The 16,040-nt window shown below is 44.7% G+C and carries 16 protein-coding genes; all 16 read right to left on the reverse strand.

Annotated elements, in window-relative coordinates:
• Position 1 precedes the first annotated feature (1 nt).
• From NQ505_RS09920 to NQ505_RS09995, 16 genes are read right to left on the reverse strand one after another with little or no spacing between them, the layout of a single operon-like run.
• Positions 2-3,859, reverse strand: coding sequence for a trifunctional MMPL family transporter/lysophospholipid acyltransferase/class I SAM-dependent methyltransferase (locus NQ505_RS09920; protein ID WP_009000294.1), 3,858 nt, complete (start codon positions 3,857-3,859; stop codon positions 2-4).
• Entirely contained in the window at positions 3,856-5,046 is a 1,191-nt protein-coding gene (locus NQ505_RS09925) for a DUF2062 domain-containing protein (RefSeq protein ID WP_032853787.1), read from the reverse strand. The genes NQ505_RS09920 and NQ505_RS09925 overlap by 4 nt, the downstream gene beginning before the upstream one ends.
• Positions 5,043-5,507 (reverse strand): 3-hydroxylacyl-ACP dehydratase, encoded by a 465-nt coding sequence (locus NQ505_RS09930; RefSeq protein ID WP_009000296.1) that lies wholly within the window; start codon positions 5,505-5,507, stop codon positions 5,043-5,045. Before NQ505_RS09930 ends, NQ505_RS09925 begins: the two co-directional genes overlap by 4 nt.
• Positions 5,508-5,510: 3 nt before the next feature.
• On the reverse strand, positions 5,511-6,089 hold the full coding sequence (locus tag NQ505_RS09935; protein WP_009000297.1) for a hypothetical protein: 579 nt from the start codon (positions 6,087-6,089) through the stop codon (positions 5,511-5,513).
• Positions 6,064-6,699 (reverse strand): LolA family protein, encoded by a 636-nt coding sequence (locus NQ505_RS09940; protein ID WP_009000298.1) that lies wholly within the window; start codon positions 6,697-6,699, stop codon positions 6,064-6,066. Before NQ505_RS09940 ends, NQ505_RS09935 begins: the two co-directional genes overlap by 26 nt.
• 12 nt (positions 6,700-6,711) lie before the next feature.
• A complete protein-coding gene (locus NQ505_RS09945) occupies positions 6,712-7,392 on the reverse strand; it encodes a polysaccharide deacetylase family protein (RefSeq protein ID WP_009000299.1) in 681 nt (226 codons plus the stop codon).
• On the reverse strand, positions 7,389-8,387 hold the full coding sequence (locus NQ505_RS09950) for a beta-ketoacyl synthase chain length factor (RefSeq protein WP_009000300.1): 999 nt from the start codon (positions 8,385-8,387) through the stop codon (positions 7,389-7,391). Before NQ505_RS09950 ends, NQ505_RS09945 begins: the two co-directional genes overlap by 4 nt.
• A 24-nt stretch (positions 8,388-8,411) precedes the next feature.
• Positions 8,412-9,602, reverse strand: coding sequence for a beta-ketoacyl-[acyl-carrier-protein] synthase family protein (locus NQ505_RS09955; protein ID WP_009000301.1), 1,191 nt, complete (start codon positions 9,600-9,602; stop codon positions 8,412-8,414).
• A 3-nt stretch (positions 9,603-9,605) separates the two neighbouring features.
• Positions 9,606-9,887, reverse strand: coding sequence for a phosphopantetheine-binding protein (locus tag NQ505_RS09960; protein WP_004305456.1), 282 nt, complete (start codon positions 9,885-9,887; stop codon positions 9,606-9,608).
• On the reverse strand, positions 9,880-11,652 hold the full coding sequence (locus NQ505_RS09965) for a beta-ketoacyl synthase N-terminal-like domain-containing protein (RefSeq protein WP_009000302.1): 1,773 nt from the start codon (positions 11,650-11,652) through the stop codon (positions 9,880-9,882). Before NQ505_RS09965 ends, NQ505_RS09960 begins: the two co-directional genes overlap by 8 nt.
• The gene (locus tag NQ505_RS09970) at positions 11,637-12,080 is read right to left on the reverse strand and encodes an acyl-CoA thioesterase (RefSeq protein WP_009000303.1); all 444 of its coding nucleotides are present in this window, start codon (positions 12,078-12,080) and stop codon (positions 11,637-11,639) included. Before NQ505_RS09970 ends, NQ505_RS09965 begins: the two co-directional genes overlap by 16 nt.
• Positions 12,077-12,514 carry a hypothetical protein gene (locus NQ505_RS09975; protein WP_004324734.1) on the reverse strand — a complete coding sequence of 146 codons (438 nt, stop codon included), beginning with the start codon at positions 12,512-12,514 and terminating at the stop codon, positions 12,077-12,079. Before NQ505_RS09975 ends, NQ505_RS09970 begins: the two co-directional genes overlap by 4 nt.
• Complete coding sequence (locus NQ505_RS09980; protein ID WP_009000304.1) at positions 12,511-13,581, reverse strand: class I SAM-dependent methyltransferase; 1,071 nt, start codon at positions 13,579-13,581, stop codon at positions 12,511-12,513. The genes NQ505_RS09975 and NQ505_RS09980 overlap by 4 nt, the downstream gene beginning before the upstream one ends.
• A 25-nt stretch (positions 13,582-13,606) precedes the next feature.
• The gene (locus NQ505_RS09985) at positions 13,607-14,518 is read right to left on the reverse strand and encodes an acyltransferase (RefSeq protein ID WP_009000305.1); all 912 of its coding nucleotides are present in this window, start codon (positions 14,516-14,518) and stop codon (positions 13,607-13,609) included.
• Positions 14,519-14,520: 2 nt separating this feature from the next.
• Positions 14,521-14,772, reverse strand: coding sequence for an acyl carrier protein (locus NQ505_RS09990; protein ID WP_009000306.1), 252 nt, complete (start codon positions 14,770-14,772; stop codon positions 14,521-14,523).
• A 21-nt stretch (positions 14,773-14,793) separates the two neighbouring features.
• Entirely contained in the window at positions 14,794-16,017 is a 1,224-nt protein-coding gene (locus tag NQ505_RS09995; RefSeq protein ID WP_009000307.1) for a beta-ketoacyl-[acyl-carrier-protein] synthase family protein, read from the reverse strand.
• Positions 16,018-16,040: the final 23 nt, after the last annotated feature.

Here is a 16,040-nt window from a genome sequence, read left to right on the forward strand (position 1 = left end):
ACTAGTTCGGTTTTCTAAATATGTAAATGGTGTTTGATGTATATTTGTCATTAGGAATGATTTCGACAGCCATTCCACAGGCGACTGCTATTTCCCGTAATTGGGTTTCAGTGGTGAAATACAGCTCTCCGGTCGTCCGGTTGAAGTTGAAAATACGGGTGGATAGTAATTCCGTGAACCGGGTTAACCGGTGCTTGGAAGCGTTGGCTGAATTTCCGTCGCGTATGATAATCATTCCTTGTGAACGTAAGCGACCGGCACATTTCAACAATAGGGTTTGTTGATGTTCGTAGCTCATATAGTGAAGCATGTCGTTCAGGATAAAGACATCACTTTCCGGCAGGGGATATTCCAATGCATTGCCATGCTTGAACTGGAGATGCTCGTTGCGTAACCATCCGTGCTGCGCCAGCGCTATCTTGTCTTCATCGTAATCAATACCCAGGATTTCCCGGTCCTCGGAAAGCAGAGACAGCATATAGCATAACGGGCCGAAGCCGCAACCGATGTCTGTGATTTGCCCTTGGACGGGAATCAACCGGTTGAATAGCCGGTAATTCTTTTCCATCTTTACTTTAATACGGATATACCATTCTACGACGGGACCTTTATAGATATAGTTCTGGATAAGAGCTTCGTAGAACGCCGGATTGTCCGTCGTGTTCTGTTCACGGCAGATACGGGCATAAACCTCTTTCATGTAAGCGGATATGCGTTTGGTACGCTCCTGATAAGTACTTCCGAAAGACAGATCGTCTAGTGGTATACGGGGAAGTATTTCTGTATAGATGATTCCTTTCCGGATATTGAAAGGCTGTGCTTTGGCAATGATTTTGTTATTACCGTAAAGCAGGATCGGCAGAATATCCAGTTTCAATGCTTCTGCCAGATAGAATGCTCCTTTGTGGAAACGTTTCATCTTTCCGTTATAGGTACGTGTGCCTTCCGGGAAAATGGCGATGGAGTAGCCCTCCTTCACTTTTTTCCGCATCCGTTCCATATATTGCTCGTATCCTTCGCCTATATAATAGAAGTCGACATAACGAATGATGGCTCCGAAGAAAGGAGAGTGCCATACCCAATGGTTGGTTACCATCAGGATTTTAGATGAAAGAGACAGCAATACCAGAATGTCGATGAACGACTGGTGGTTGGCAATGATAATTGCCGGATGCCGGAAGCGTTCGTTGGCTTTGTTGATATGTTCTTTTTTGACGGCGGTGGCCAGTAGCAAAATTCCTTTGCAGGTGATTTGTATCAGGCGGCACACCAAACGCTGCTTGCTGCTTTTGCGCACAGGCACCGGATAAAGCAGGATAATCAATATACGGAGGACGATGCAGCCGATAAAGAAAAGCAGGAAGAGCAACACGGTACGTATCAATCCGATAAGCGTATAAGGCGGTAATCCTTTGGAAGCGGGTCCTGCGATGAAGAACCGGAAAATGAGTGGCTGAATGGTATAGGCCACCAGTACTACTGCTATCATACCCAGAATGGAAATCAGGGAAATGGATTGCAAAGCCGGATGTTTGGCAAACACAAGTGCTCCCATACCGACCACTGTGGTGAAGGCGGAGAAGAAGATAGCCGTTTTATGGGAATTCAACACCTTCTGACCTGTACGGTATTTATTTTGTAGCCCGTCCATAATGAAGATACTGAAGTCATCTCCAATGCCAAAGATAAAGGTGGACAGGATGATGTTGATAATATTGAACTCAATCCCCAGAATTCCCATCAATCCCAAGATGATTACCCAGCTGATTAGCATCGGGAGAAAGCTCATCAGGGTAAGTTCGATACGTCCGTAAGAGAACCATAGTGCAAAGAATATGAGGAAAGAAGAGATGTACAGAATCAGGTAAAAGTCGTCATTGATGGCCGATACCCATTTGTTGGCAAAATAGGAACGGTCGAAGATGACTACATTCGGGTCTTTATTAAAGTTCTGGTACACAGCTTCCTTATTCGGTTCGCTGATCCGTATCTGGCTGATAAGCATGGTGATGGAATCGGCAGAGGTTTGCCATTCATTTAATAGCTTGCCGGATAAATCGTCTCCTTGCGCGGTGTAATGATATTCACCGAAAGGCTGGTTCATCCATTGATAAAAAGGTTCGAAGCTTCCCGGGCGGAAACGATATTCGGCGGCAGCTGTTTCCAGCTGTTCACGGACTTGTTGCTGTTTTTCATCCGTCCAGTAATCTTTCCATTTCTTCAGGCGTTTCTGCTGCTCTTGCGGAGAGATCAGAAACTGTGAGGCGGAGGCATATTCTTTGATGAGTCCCTGCTCTTTCAGTGCCGATAACTTCTGATTGGTCATTGCATAAGTTTCGGTAGCCTGATTCATGTCTTTGCCCACACTGACAAAAAGCACGGTCTTTTCGTCGTTGTCGAAGAGTTGCAGTAATTTTTCTTCTGATTGTTGGAGATGGCGGGGCTCATAGTTGAGACTCATCATATCGTTGTTGAAGCCTACCTTTTGCGAAGTAAACAAACAGATCACTGTAATGAGGAGGATGCCGCCTACCAGCCATTTATTCTTTTCGTAAGAATAAGCATTTATTTTCTCGATGATGCGTAGTATGCGTCCCTGTTTGACGTCTGCCTGTCCTTTCAGAAAATGAGGCAGGTAAATGAGACAGAAGAGGGTGGTGCCCACCAATGCCAGAGAGGCAAACAATCCGAAGTCGCGTAACAGATCGGAACTGGTGAATATCAATCCCAGAAATGCGCCGATGGTGGTGAAACTACCTACCGTAAGCGGATAGGCTATCTCTTTAATAAGTTGTTGCACGGTGGAAACATGGTTCTGATGTGCCAGCATGTGAATGGAGTAGCTTAGTGCAATACCCATCACTGCCGAACCGGCTCCCACTGCAATGGCGGAGATACTTCCTTTAATAAAGAAAATGAGAAACAGGGCAAATAATCCTCCGAACAGTACCGGAGTAATAATCAACGGTATCGATCTCTTTCGTTTAAAAACGAGTGAGATAAATACAATGATGATAAGCAGTGCCAGAGAGGAGGTCAGGATGGTATCTTTCTTAATCTGACGGGCGTTGTAGACTCCCACGGAGGGACCACCGAAATATTCAGCTCGAATGGTAGGAGATTCTCCCTGTACGTGCTTGAGCTCTTCTTCGAGTATCTTTATCAGTTCGTCGTTCTTTCCGGTGCTGCCTGTACTGAATACCGGGGTAATGAACATAAGTAAGGTGGAGCCGTCTTTGGAGAAGATATGTTCGTCATAAATCTCGTAGTTGGCTTCCAATTGGAAATCTTGCAAATGTTTCAGGGTTTCGCTTCCCAGTCCGAGCGGGTCCCGGAGAATATAGCTTCTTAATGCAATTCCGGCAGGAGAGAGGAGGTTGGTATAATTCTTCTGCATGACAGCCTGTATCCCTTTATCCGTCAGTAAGGAATCGAAGCGTTGATAGTCCGTATCTGTCAGGAAAAGCGGAAGATGTTCATAAACGAAGTCTGTGGCTCCTTGGATGAGGCTTTGGTCTACCTGTGCGAAAATTCCTTTAATCAGTTTTCCTCCGGCTTTTTCAGTCAGGGTTTGTTGCAGTTGTCCGGCTGCTTCTATCAGGGAGTTGGGTTCTACGCGGTGGCAGGTATCTGCCGAGGATAACATAATGATAATCTTATCCTTAATCTTGAGATTGTCGAATACTTTGATTGTGTTCTGGGAATCTTTAGTGTCGGGGAAAAATTGTGTGATGTTCTCTTCGAACCTTACTTGCAGGGCAAAGAATCCCATTAACAGGACACAACTGATGAGTGACAAATAGAACAGAATCTTGTGCCTCTCGAAATAATCATATAGTCCGATAAAAAACTGGGTCATATCTTTTTTTTCCTACACGCCGTGAGCAGAATGAACGCGATGGTTCCTGCCAGTATGCTGCATACGACTGCAAAGATAACACTTCCTATTAAATATTGCTCTATGACTGATTTTACATTTTCAAAAGAAAGTTCGTTTAAATGCAGATTGACAGGATCTCCCAGCACTTTGCAACCGGTTACGTAACTGCCGTACAGCAAAAATGGAATCATCGGAGGGATACTGATATTGGCTGCTACAATAGCTATGACTTTATTCAGTCTGAACAAATGTGCCAGAAATAACGTGATTAGCATTTGATATCCCCATACCGGAACGATACCCATGAATACGCCGAGTGTGATGGCAGCCGTGATCCGCAGATTAGATTCGGGGGAGTGGGTGACATGATCCGAGAAAAACTGCTTGCAGTTCTTCCAGGTCAGTTTACGGAAGAAGTTCCGGGGGATGATCCAAAGGAAAGTGACGAGCACCAGTACTGTGTTCAGGATACTGATACGGGTGAAATCGCGGAACGGTCGGAAATGAGAAACTCGCTCTTCCTGTGGCGGATAATAAACATGTACCGGAATGTTTTTAACGGTAATGCCTCCCCAGGCAGCAAAGACAAGTGCTTCCAACTCAAATTCGTATTTGGCGGTGTAATACCACTTGTCCACATTCATTCGTTGGATGGGGTACAGGCGGTAGCCGGATTGAGTATCTTGCAGTTTGATACCTGTTTCGAGGGTAAACCAGAAGTTGGAAAACTTATTGGCAAATGTATTCTTTCCCGGCATGTTGTCCGAGGCGAGGTTACGGGCACCTACCAATAATGTGTCCGGTTCCTTTTCTATGGCTTCGATCAATGCAGGGATATCCGAAGCGAAATGCTGTCCGTCAGAATCAATGGTGATAGCATACCGGAATCCTTGCTTTTTGGCAAAGGATAGTCCATGTCTCAAAGCTACTCCTTTTCCTTGATTGACAGGGTGGGTGATGGTATGTAAGTTAGATTCCCGGCTAAGTATTTCGGCAGTTTCATCTGTAGAACCGTCGTTGACAACAAGGATATCGGGGGCGTAGAAACGTACACTTTCTATGACGTCCGCCAGTGTCTTTCCATTGTTGTAACTTGGGATGATAACGATGATCCCTAATTGTTTCAACTTCTCGTGCCAATAGGCTGTACTTATTTGTTCCTTCATACTGTCGGGGTAAGTGCAGCTTTTAGTTTGATGAAACATTCGTTCTTTACGGTATTTTCTTCTACACTGTTCTCCTCTATAGTGTATTCCTTTACACTATTTTCCTTCACGATGTTTTCCTTTACAATTCCCTCTTTTACAGTACCCTCTGCCTGCAACTGAAGTATACCTTCTCCTGTCTCTTTAAAAGTCAGCGCAACCGATATGTACGGCGTTACTATAGGATTAATAGCCGAAAGAAATTTGCAGGAAGACACCTGCGCTACTTGCAGTTTTTGCTGACGAATGTCTTCTACACATTCCTTGATAAGTTGTAGCAGACAAACTCCGGGAACTACCGGATGTCCGGGAAAATGTCCCTGATAAACAGGATGCCCGGGATTCAACTCTATTTGGATAATCCAAGCAGTTGAGTCCGATAATTCGGAGGAAAGGATGGTATAGAAATTATCAAGTAGCATATCTTAAAATTCTTTAGATAGTTTATCCAGATTGGACAGTTTGTCCAGACGGATTGTCAACCGTATCCACGGATGTTTGATTTTTATTTGTGCGGGATCGCCCGGAGTGTTGCCTGTGGTGTAGACCACTGATTTTCCAAAGCCTTTCCCACTGGTTCTTTTTTCAGTAGCACTGTCTTTGCTCGCTTTCACACGAGTACCTTTCTCACTTAAGAACAGACGTTTGAAATCCATCTCCAGAAGTTTCAGCACCTTTTCCTTTTTCATGGGTTCAATGCAACTGTTGACAGTAAACTGATTGTTGCGAAGAGAAAAATCGAAAAGGCTTAGTCCGAAGTAAGTAGACGCTACGATCCGGATTTCGTTATCAGGCATACGGCGTACTATTAGCATACCGCTCATGTGATGTCTCATGAAATCCAGTTGGATATTGTATTTTTGCGAGCTTTCTCCTTGTGTTAGTTCGATAGCGGGGGGCACGGTACTGCCTTCCCCGCTCATCCGTGGAGAGCAGGAAGTCTGGATCTGTATCCATAAGAATAGCAGAGCCGTCAGACTAACGAATCGCAAACTTCGTCTCATTCTTCAGGGAGTTGAACTTTTTATTATAGAATTCGTATTCTGTATAGTTTGTGGCTGTTTCGGACAGACGGAGTTTGTGTACCGACATATCTTTCTTGTTCAGATAGATTTCTATACCGGCAATATAGGCTTGTACCGCTTTGTTGGTCGGTTTTATTTTAACCAGATAGTATCGTGCGTCTTCAAAATACTCCAGCAGGTAGTTGGACGATATTTTAGACAGGTCGCCTATCATACATGCGGTCAGCATATCCTGCATCTGTGCCATCATTTTGTTCGAACTAAGATTCATGATACTTTTCTTGCCATCCGAAACGATTTTGAGCTTACTGCCGTTTATCACGATGAGATAATCCATCGGGCGGAAATATTCCATACAGATTTTATGGGTCTTCTGGTAGTAGAACTTCCCTTTGGAAGTAACTTTCTCATCGAATACATCGAGATATTTCACTTGGGTGAAATCGCTTTCGATGGACTCTACGGTTTGCGCCTCCTTTGCCAGGCGGCTTTCAAACTCTGTCTTTTGCGCCATCTTTTTCATGCTCTGGGCATGGATAGAGGCTATTGACAAGAAGAAAAGCGATAAATATATTAATAAAGTTCTCATACCTTTTTTATTTTATGCCAATAGTTTGTCCGGATGGACAGCAGTATATCCTTGTTCTTTCAGCAAATCCAAGATTTGTTTCACTAGCTGGTCGCTGTCCGGCATCCGGTCGTGCAACAGAATAATGGCTCCCGGTTCAAGACGTTTCCGAATCCTGGCAAGGACTTTATCCGGTGCTGGTTGTTGTGTATCTAGTGTACGGATGCTCCATCCTATAGAGGTATATCCTAACTGTCGAACGGCTTTCGCAATCGTTGGATTAGTGACACCAAACGGCGGACGAAACAAACTAACCGGCTGCGAAGTTACTCGTTCTAGTTCACACTGACAAGTTTGCAAGTCTTTTTTCATCTTGGAGAGCCCGTATAGCGGGAATAAACCGGAATGGGTATGCGAATGATTTCCAATCAGATGACCTTCTGCCACCATTTTTTGCAAGATTGCTTCATTCCCTTTTACCTTTTGACCGATACAGAAGAAACAGGCGGTTACCTGATAATCTTTTAGTACCTGCAGAACTTTGGGAGTCTGTAGGGAGTCGGGGCCGTCATCAAAAGTCAGGGCGACAATCTTTTCCGCAGTATGCTTTTTGCAAAATGACCGGAGGTAAATTCCCGATTGAATGCTATAAGAGGCATAAACGAGAAAAGACAGGAGCAAGAGCAAGCAAAGAAGGAGGCAAACGATTATCATACGCTTTTCCGGATTAGAATCAATGAATGATTGATGGAGTGGTGATGATTATAAATCAATATATGGGTCGAGGTAGTGCAGTTGGCCGATTCGTTCACTGCTTTCCATACCGCATACGATGTTGCGGTAGGATATTCACCACATTCATTCTTAAAACTAAGATGAACACTTTCCGGGAAAAGGTTTGTTTCAAGCTCTTCATAAATAGAGTTGCCATTGTCAACAGTTTGCTCGTGAGAGTCATCTTGATTGTGTGGCTTCTTGTTTTTTCCGGTAACCAACCACTGAATATCCTGACATTCTAAACCATTTCGTTGCAAAAAACGGATGATTCGGGAGCTGATTTCTTCTGTAGTCTGTTTCCCTATGAAAGTTTCGATTCCCTGTATTTCAGCCAACGGATGCTCTCCGGCTTCCCGACTTAACAGGAAGAATTGAGCACCTTCTCCTGCTGCTATCCCTTTCAGCACTCCCAGCCGTTGCTGAATCGTGTAACTGGTTTCTGTCATTTCATTGATGGCTCCCACAAGTATATTCTCGCTTCCTTCTCCTATTTTCATCATAGCGTCCAATAAAGCACTTTCAAAACTAAGACCACGGTGGACATAAGTCATGTTGTAGGCATGTATTTGATGAATCAGAGCTATTTGTGCACCGATTGTATTGAATGTCGACTGGATGAAAGGAGTAGGATTCAGCATCCGCTCTTTATTATCCAATAAGTTGTTCAGGAATTTTTCCGTATCTGTCAAGCAGCCCAATCCTGTTGCTGTGATGATTCCTTGTATCTTTTCAGGAGATAGTTCACCCATACATTCCAATCCGCAGGCCACCCCCATTTTTACGATACGGCTCATGCGTCTGCGCAAGGTCGCATTGGTGATAATATCCTTATAATCGGGTTCGCAAGCCTGAAGATAAGGGCGATTATTTCCTGGTGAATGATCCTTTGGCGGATGAATGGAAGCGATGCGTTGAATATAAACTGGCTGCATAGGCTTAAATACTTAAAGGTGCGTTCATGCTGGAAAATTCGTTGCGGAAAAGAGGAGCGATGAATCGTTTCCTCCGAAACCGAAAGAGTTGGATAACACATGTCGGATGGGGATTCCTTCTTGAAAAGAGGTTTCCGGTATCAGTCCTGTTTCCGGCATCGCATCCGTAAAGTTCAGGTTGGGATAAATCAGACCTTTATCTATTGAAAGAACGGAGTAAACAGCTTCAATTCCTTCGGAAGCTCCTAAGGTATGTCCGATAAAAGCTTTTACCGAACTAAATGGCGGAACGTGTTCTCCAAAGATTCTTCGGAGCGCCATGCCTTCTGACGCATCATTGCCGGGAGTACCTGTTCCATGTACATTGATATAATCGATTTCTTTGGGAGAAATGCCACTGGAGGCGATAGCTTCACTCATTGACAGAAAGGCACCGTCCCCTTCAGGAGAACTTCCTGTTTGATGATAAGCCTCATTCGTATTGGCGTAACCGCTAAGTTCGCAATAAGGAGTTCTTTGGAGTGAACTTTCCGATTGAAGCACTAAGTAACCGGCACCTTCTCCCAGATTTAATCCGGTACGTGAGCGGTCAAAAGGACGGCAATGTGTTTTGTCCAAAATCATCAGGGAGTTGAATCCATTGAGCGTAAACCGGCAAAGTGCATCCGTACCTCCCACGATAGCAGCATCCAGTAGCCCGTGTTTAATCATTCTTGCTCCCAGCATGATGGCATTGGCTGCTGACGAGCAGGCTGTACTGATGGTGGTTATAAAATCATTGATACCCAAATACGAAGCAATCAATTCTGTACTGGCTCCGCAGTCGTGTGAAATTACTTCCCGTAACCGTCCCTGTCTCGGGTTTTTCTTGAAAGATTCATAGAAGTGCTCACTCAAATCCATGCCGCCAACGGAAGTGGCGGAAATAAAACCGATACGTAATGGTGGTGTGAGTCCCGCATCTTTCATTGCTTCTTCGGCTGCTATCATTCCCAACAAGGCTGTACGTGATACAGTGCGTTGCGGAGGTAAAGAGATCAGTTTCTTTAGTTCCTCATTGCTACGTTTCACTTCGGATACGGGCACATCGAGAGCAGTCGGAAAAAGAGTTACTTTTCCGATGCCATGCTTTCTTTGTCTCAACGCTTCTATATTTTCGGAAACTCCGATACCGATCCCCGAAACAACTCCCAATCCGGTGACGTATATCTTCATCGGTTAAGCTTTGCGATTAGCAATGATGTAGTCTGCCAGTGTACGTACCGAGTAGAAGATTTGTTTTCCTTCACTGGGGTTCTCTATCTTTATACCGTATTCGCGTTCCAGAATCAGGATGATTTCGAGTGCGTCAATGGAGTCAAGGCCAAGACCTTCGTCGCCAAACAGAGGGGCTTCATTGTCAATATCTTCCGGAGTGATTTCTTCAAGGTTCAACTCTTCGATTAGTTTCCCTTTCACTTCGTCCATCAGTTCTTTTTTGGTTTGATCTAAATTATCCATAAATCGTTGATATATTATTAAGTTGTTTAAATTCTGCTTGATAATGTCCGTCCAGTAGTTCGCACCAGCCTATGATACAGGTGCGTAACTTACTTTTCGCCATCACAATCCTTGCATAATCCTCTAATGAGGCAGCATCTGATTGCCGACGGACAAAGAATGTATTCTCTCCCTGAATCTTGTGCCGGATACAGATTTCTCCCAATACTACATTGGGGAGAGTGTAGACAAACACGGCAGGACTGGCTGCTTTGTCCCCTTCTTTACTGATGATTGCCTGATGTTTGCAGTCCGTATCCAGAGAGGAAGAAGCATTGGCAAGAATGATTCCAATCTCTTTCGGACGGTAGTTTGTATCTTTCAGTAAATATTCGGCAGCTACATATCCCAGCTTACAGAGGTTGTCCATCTTATAGAACTTCATATTGTTTTCTCCCAGATGCTTGTATGCTTCCCGGATGAATGGTGCAAAGTCTGTTTCCGAAGAGCTGAATACAGTTGTTCCTTTACTTTCTACTGCTCCCGGTCTGATTGTGACCATGTTGCCCGATTCCACCACTGCTTTGCAAACTGACGGAGCACTCGCTTTGTCGGTTGCCTGCGAGTTTGCTTTCTGTTTCAGATGAGCATCGGGGAGGGATAATACCAGTGCGGCATTACAGCCTCCGAAACCGGAAGCAGTTTTGATGCAGCATTTCATCGGTATCGGCTGATGAGTGGCATAGACAGTGATAGGCATGGGAACACCGAGTGTTTCATACCCTAAAGTTCCGTAGTATCTTCCTTCTTTTAGTTGCTCTATGCAAAGTATGGTTTCGATAATGCCCGAAGCTCCTAATGTATGACCGAAATAGGGCTTGAGGCTATTCACCGGAACTGCAGCTAATCCCGCCAGATGTATGGCTTTGGATTCCATTTCATCATTGTAAACCGTAGCTGTTCCGTGTGCATTGATAAAGCTAATGTCTTCGGGGAGTGCTCCGGCTTCTTCCATTGCCTGATTAATGGCTAGAGCTAAACCGTCCCCTGTTCGGGAAGGACCGGATATATGGTTGGCGTCATTGCTGATTGCTCCTCCGGAGAGAATAATATGATTCGCGTTTCCTTGAGTTTCTAAAAGAACAGCTCCACAGGCTTCGCCCAGACTTAATCCATCCCGTTGTATATCGTATGGTCGGCAGGGGTGTGCGCTGACAGATCGGAACGATAGAAAGCCGCTGGTAATGAAATGAGAAAGAATATCCCCACCTGCCACAATCACTCGTTTGTAACGTCCTGATTCTATCCATCTCTTAGCGACGATTAGTGCCGAGACTCCTGATATACAGGCATTGGAGATGACCTCTACCTGATTTGCCGCTCCAAAGAAATCTCCGATTCGTTCCGCCATTTTCCAAAGAAAAACCGGACTGTCAGCAGGTAATTCACTCAATAAATCAACATTTCCTTTAGTGGTAGATAATAACAAGGCACAATCCGGCTCCCGCAAGTCGGTTCCCGATTGAGAAATAACCTTTTGGATAGCCAGTATGAATAATTGCTCCATCCGGGTATAATCCGTAATCTGCATCAGCTTCGCCCGTTTTTCCAGTTCCACAGAATCAATCATTCCCGCCAATAGGGGATGATCGGAAATTAGGCCGGCTTCTTGCATACGGATTCCGCTTCGGTAGTTATGGATGGCCTCCAGATTTTCCGGGATGCCGAAACCTAACGAACTAATCAGCGTATGGGCTGTGATGTATATATTTAAAGGATATTCCATTTCTTTTTCCATTCCAGATAAAACGGAGGATTCATAAGCTCCAATTCTTTATTCAGGTTCAGGAACACTTGTATGGTGCTTCCGGTAGCTACTATACTTTGGTCGGTAGCCCGGTAGATAACGTATTCAAATTTTATCTTGGCTGCCTCACAGGCAATATAGCGCGTCTCGACAATCGCTTCTTCACCAAAAGATAGTGATTGTTTGAACTGACAGGTTAAATCCACGATAGGAACCATGTATCCCTCCCGGTAAATACTCATATAATCCAAACCATACTGTTTGCCAAAAGCTTCTCTTCCATCTTCAAAATAGCGCACATACTCACCATGCCATACAATCTGCATGGAGTCTATTTCGCTGAACCGCACTCTGAAGGTAGTCCGGTTGGTCAAAGTTGCAACCTGTTGATTCGTTTTCCGTTTCATTCTTTTTTTATAAATATTTTCATCCTGCATTCAGCTATCAGCTTGTCTTCCACTTTCACTTGTGCAGAAATCAATGTAATGTCGAATACCTCCTGTACAACGGTAATCTCCGTAAATAGTTTCATCCCGATCTTTGGCAAATCGTAGATTTTAAGTTTGTCTACCGAGCCGATAAATCCTAACGGTACTTTTTCACCCTGCCGGGTATAAAGAAATCCGATACGTGCTGCTGCCGATTGAGCGATATGTTCAATAATTCCCGCCTCTTGCAGTTTTCTGGTTTCGCAGAAAATATTATCAGCAGTAACAGTCAGTCCGGAATAAGAATGATTCTCTTCGATACCAAAGAAACTGTCCACCATCACGATGGGCGGACGCTGTGGAATCAAATTGAGTATTCCTTCTCCTTGTATGATAACTTCCCTGTTGTTCATTTCAATCTGCATTGTACAATGCTGTGTCCCATTCCTAAATGGTCATCTATCTTTTCGACTTCCAATCCCGCTGCTTTGATGCACCGTTCCATATCATCCGAATGATACATTTTGCTGTTACCATTTGCCATGGCTGTGAAATAAAGACTGATTTGTGTCAGGCAATAAGCGGCTGTGTCAAACTTTTGCCGGTTCCAGAAAGTTTCCATGATATAGAGGCGGCTCTCCCGGCTCATAGAGCGGGCTGCACGGGTCAGTATGCTGGTTACTTCTTCTTCCGAGAAACAATCAAGGAACTGGCTCATCCAGATAGCATCGAACCCTGTCGGGAAAGGAACTTCGGGATCGAGCAGATTGGCGCCATACCCGTGGATACGCATTGCTCCGGGCAGTTTTTTAGTTTGTTGACGCATCATCTCCAATTGTTGCGAAAGATCCATAATAGTAACTTCCACCGCGTCGTCATAGCTTACGCACTTGGTTGCCCATCGACCGGTATTACCTCCCACATCCAGTAAAGTCTTGGGATGACGGGCGAAAACAATCGCCAAAGCTTCGTCAAACGAGCAATCCGAGTAATAATGATCGAAACCGAACCAGCTCTTTTGTACTTGTGAGGGTAAGCTTGACAGTCCTTCATAGATGGTACTCCATTCGCCGAATACTTTCAGCCCTTCGGGACGTCCGTTGGTGAGAGCCTCTTCAAGATGGAACATTCCCAGATAGTTGACATCGTGGTTGAAATCCAGATTGACACGTACCATCTTGTCGTTGAGCAGGAACCATCCGGCTTTGGCAAGGCGGTAACGGTTTTCGTGCTGCAATACGGTACCGATGGTTAATGAGGCTTCCAACAAAACTTGTGTCGCATAAGAAGACAACCCACAAGCCTTGCTGATTTCTTCTTGTGTCATGCCAGCGCGTTCGTCGGCCAGTAACTGAAAAATACCGAATTTGAGCATAAGGCGTGATACCTGAAACACGATGGGCCCGAAAGCTATTTCTTGTGCCAGGCGTTGTGCCTCTACCGCGGTCAACGGTTCCTTATCATATTGATTCTGTTGCATCTTTATTTTGTTATATCTTTCTATTTCAATCCTTTGAGAGCGAACCGTCACTTGTGGTTTCCCAGAATGAGTAATAATTGAACCATTGTTCCGGATAGCGTTTCAGTATCTGGTCCAAAGCGGCCGTATATTGTTCGAGCAGAGCTGTCTCTGCTTTCTTTTCTTTGGTTCGTATGACTGGTTCCGTCCTTATAAAATGAAAACGGTAGGTTCTGCCCGGCTCTCTCATGGCAAAGTAGAATACCACTGGAACTTTCATTCGCGAACCAAGCAGGAAAGGACCGGCAGGGAAAGGAGCTTTCTGTCCCAAGAGTGTTCCTGTCAGCAGTTTCTCTTTATTCAGATAACGGTCGCCCTGGAAGCATACATATTCTTTCTTGTTTAATGCCTCGGTAATACGGAAAACGTGTGTCAGGTTATCTTCGTTGACGGGGATAATCTTAAAATCCTTGTCCTGACCATTTTTCTCCAATATCTCTTTGATTCTACGATGTTCGGCATCATACATCACGATATTGATTTTCTTTCCGTAATCATCGAAGAAAGGAACGCCTATTTCCCAGTTTCCCACATGGGCGCCAATCATAATCACTCCCTGTTCGCTGTTCAGCAATTGCAGAAATTCCGGATACCGTTCGAACTCGAACCGGTATTGATCGACTTTTCCGTTGCCAATAGCTACTTTGTCAATCAGGATTTGCCCTAACCGGTAATAGTTGCGTAGCAACATACCCAAAGAGCGTATTCGGTTGTGTTTCAGAATGTGGCGGGCATAAAACCAGGTGCTTTTGGTGGCTTTCGGAGCAAACGGTATGAAGTACAATACTACCAGACTTAGAAATATATAAGCGGCAGTAATGCCCAGATACTTAATCAGGTAAATAAAGAATAAGTATCCGAATGTTCCTCCCCGGGTTTTGCCTTTCCACGTCGACATATTTACTTGGCTTCCTGCATACGGGTGATAACGAGATCGTAGAAGTCCTGGAAGGTTCTGATACCCGCAAAATCTTGTCCGGTTACGTTGAAACCGAAGTTTTTTTCTACCAGTACCACCATATCGACCAAGTCCAGGCTGTCCAGTTCAAGAGTTTCCATTAACGGTGCATCCGGCTGGATAACGTCGATGTCTACTTCAAACTCTTCTGCCAGAGTGGTTCTTATTTTCTCGATGATTTCTTCGTTTGTCATATATCTGTTTTCTTTAGTAAATTATGGATTGATTTTGCGTATGATTAGCGTGGAATTGGTTCCTCCGAATCCGAATGAGTTGGAAAGGAACGTATCAAATTCCAGGTTTACCCGTTGGGTAGGTATATTTAATTGTGCAGAGGCCTCGTCCGGTTCCTCGAAATTGAGGTTGGGAGCGATGAAACCGTTGTTCATCATGAGGGTGGAATAAATCACTTCACTGGCACCGGCCATCCACATTTCATGTCCTGTCATAGACTTCGTGGAAGTCACATACGGGTGATGCCCTTCAAATATTTCTGCAATGGCTTTCGCCTCGTTCAAGTCACCTACCGGAGTTGAGGTGGCGTGTGCATTGATATAACTGATCTGTTCGAGTGCAATCCCTGCATCTTTGATAGCCATTTGAAGAGAACGTTTCGGGCCGTCCACATTAGGCACGGAGATGTGATCTCCATTGGATGAAAAACCGTAACCGATGACTTCGGCCAGAATGGGAGCTCCCCTTTTTACAGCCGATTCATAACTCTCTAATACCAGACTAGCGGCTCCTCCACTTGGAATCAGCCCGTCACGTCGTTTATCAAAAGGTTTCGAGGCTTTCTCGGGGACTGCTTCCTGGGTGGAAAATGCGCTTAGTCCGTCGAAACTTCCTACTGCATAAGGATTGACTTCTTGTGCGCCACCGCAAAGAATACAATCCTGCAATCCCGATTTTATAAGCAGGTAACCCATGCCAATAGCGTGAGAACCGCTTGCACAGGCTCCGGCAATGGTGAAGTTGACTCCTCTAAGTTTGAAAATAACCGACAGGTTCATTGTCACGGTGGAATTCATCGACTGGAAAATAGAACCGGAACCCACCAGTGCTGTGTTTTTCTTTTCACGAATGATGTCCACTGCATTAATAACAGGAGCGGCACTACTATCATTGCCATACAAGATACCCACTTCATTGGCTTCGAGAAAATCCTCATTAATACCGGCATTACGGAAAGCTTCTAATGTAGCGAGATAAGCATATTCTCCCTGCTCCGGTAGACAGAGACGTTTACGGCGGTCCAACAACTTCTTCAAGTCGGGACGTTCCAATATCCCCGTTAATGCAGAAAAATAGCCCAATTCTTTCCGTACCGGGTCTATGCCAATTCCCGATTTCCCATTATATAGTGAGTCTTTTACTTCATCCAGATTCTTGCCGATGCAAGAGTAAATCCCCATTCCCGTGATAACAACTCTTTTCATTATTTTGTCTATTCTATGCTTTT

This window comes from Bacteroides sp. D2, from assembly GCF_025147085.1.
In the GTDB taxonomy this organism is placed as follows: Bacteria; Bacteroidota; Bacteroidia; order Bacteroidales; family Bacteroidaceae; genus Bacteroides.

Bases quoted from the DNA above. Each gene is read 5' to 3' on its own strand.
- NQ505_RS09955 (WP_009000301.1), bottom strand. From the start codon at position 9,602: ATGAAGATATACGTCACCGGATTGGGAGTTGTTTCGGGGATCGGTATC.
- NQ505_RS09925 (WP_032853787.1), bottom strand. From the start codon at position 5,046: ATGAAGGAACAAATAAGTACAGCCTATTGGCACGAGAAGTTGAAACAA.
- NQ505_RS09940 (WP_009000298.1), bottom strand. From the start codon at position 6,699: ATGAGAACTTTATTAATATATTTATCGCTTTTCTTCTTGTCAATAGCC.
- NQ505_RS09935 (WP_009000297.1), bottom strand. From the start codon at position 6,089: ATGAGACGAAGTTTGCGATTCGTTAGTCTGACGGCTCTGCTATTCTTA.
- NQ505_RS09960 (WP_004305456.1), bottom strand. From the start codon at position 9,887: ATGGATAATTTAGATCAAACCAAAAAAGAACTGATGGACGAAGTGAAA.
- NQ505_RS09945 (WP_009000299.1), bottom strand. From the start codon at position 7,392: ATGATAATCGTTTGCCTCCTTCTTTGCTTGCTCTTGCTCCTGTCTTTT.
- NQ505_RS09965 (WP_009000302.1), bottom strand. From the start codon at position 11,652: ATGGAATATCCTTTAAATATATACATCACAGCCCATACGCTGATTAGT.
- NQ505_RS09920 (WP_009000294.1), bottom strand. From the start codon at position 3,859: ATGACCCAGTTTTTTATCGGACTATATGATTATTTCGAGAGGCACAAG.
- NQ505_RS09950 (WP_009000300.1), bottom strand. From the start codon at position 8,387: ATGCAGCCAGTTTATATTCAACGCATCGCTTCCATTCATCCGCCAAAG.
- NQ505_RS09930 (WP_009000296.1), bottom strand. From the start codon at position 5,507: ATGCTACTTGATAATTTCTATACCATCCTTTCCTCCGAATTATCGGAC.
- NQ505_RS09985 (WP_009000305.1), bottom strand. From the start codon at position 14,518: ATGTCGACGTGGAAAGGCAAAACCCGGGGAGGAACATTCGGATACTTA.
- NQ505_RS09990 (WP_009000306.1), bottom strand. From the start codon at position 14,772: ATGACAAACGAAGAAATCATCGAGAAAATAAGAACCACTCTGGCAGAA.
- NQ505_RS09980 (WP_009000304.1), bottom strand. From the start codon at position 13,581: ATGCAACAGAATCAATATGATAAGGAACCGTTGACCGCGGTAGAGGCA.
- NQ505_RS09970 (WP_009000303.1), bottom strand. From the start codon at position 12,080: ATGAAACGGAAAACGAATCAACAGGTTGCAACTTTGACCAACCGGACT.
- NQ505_RS09995 (WP_009000307.1), bottom strand. From the start codon at position 16,017: ATGAAAAGAGTTGTTATCACGGGAATGGGGATTTACTCTTGCATCGGC.
- NQ505_RS09975 (WP_004324734.1), bottom strand. From the start codon at position 12,514: ATGAACAACAGGGAAGTTATCATACAAGGAGAAGGAATACTCAATTTG.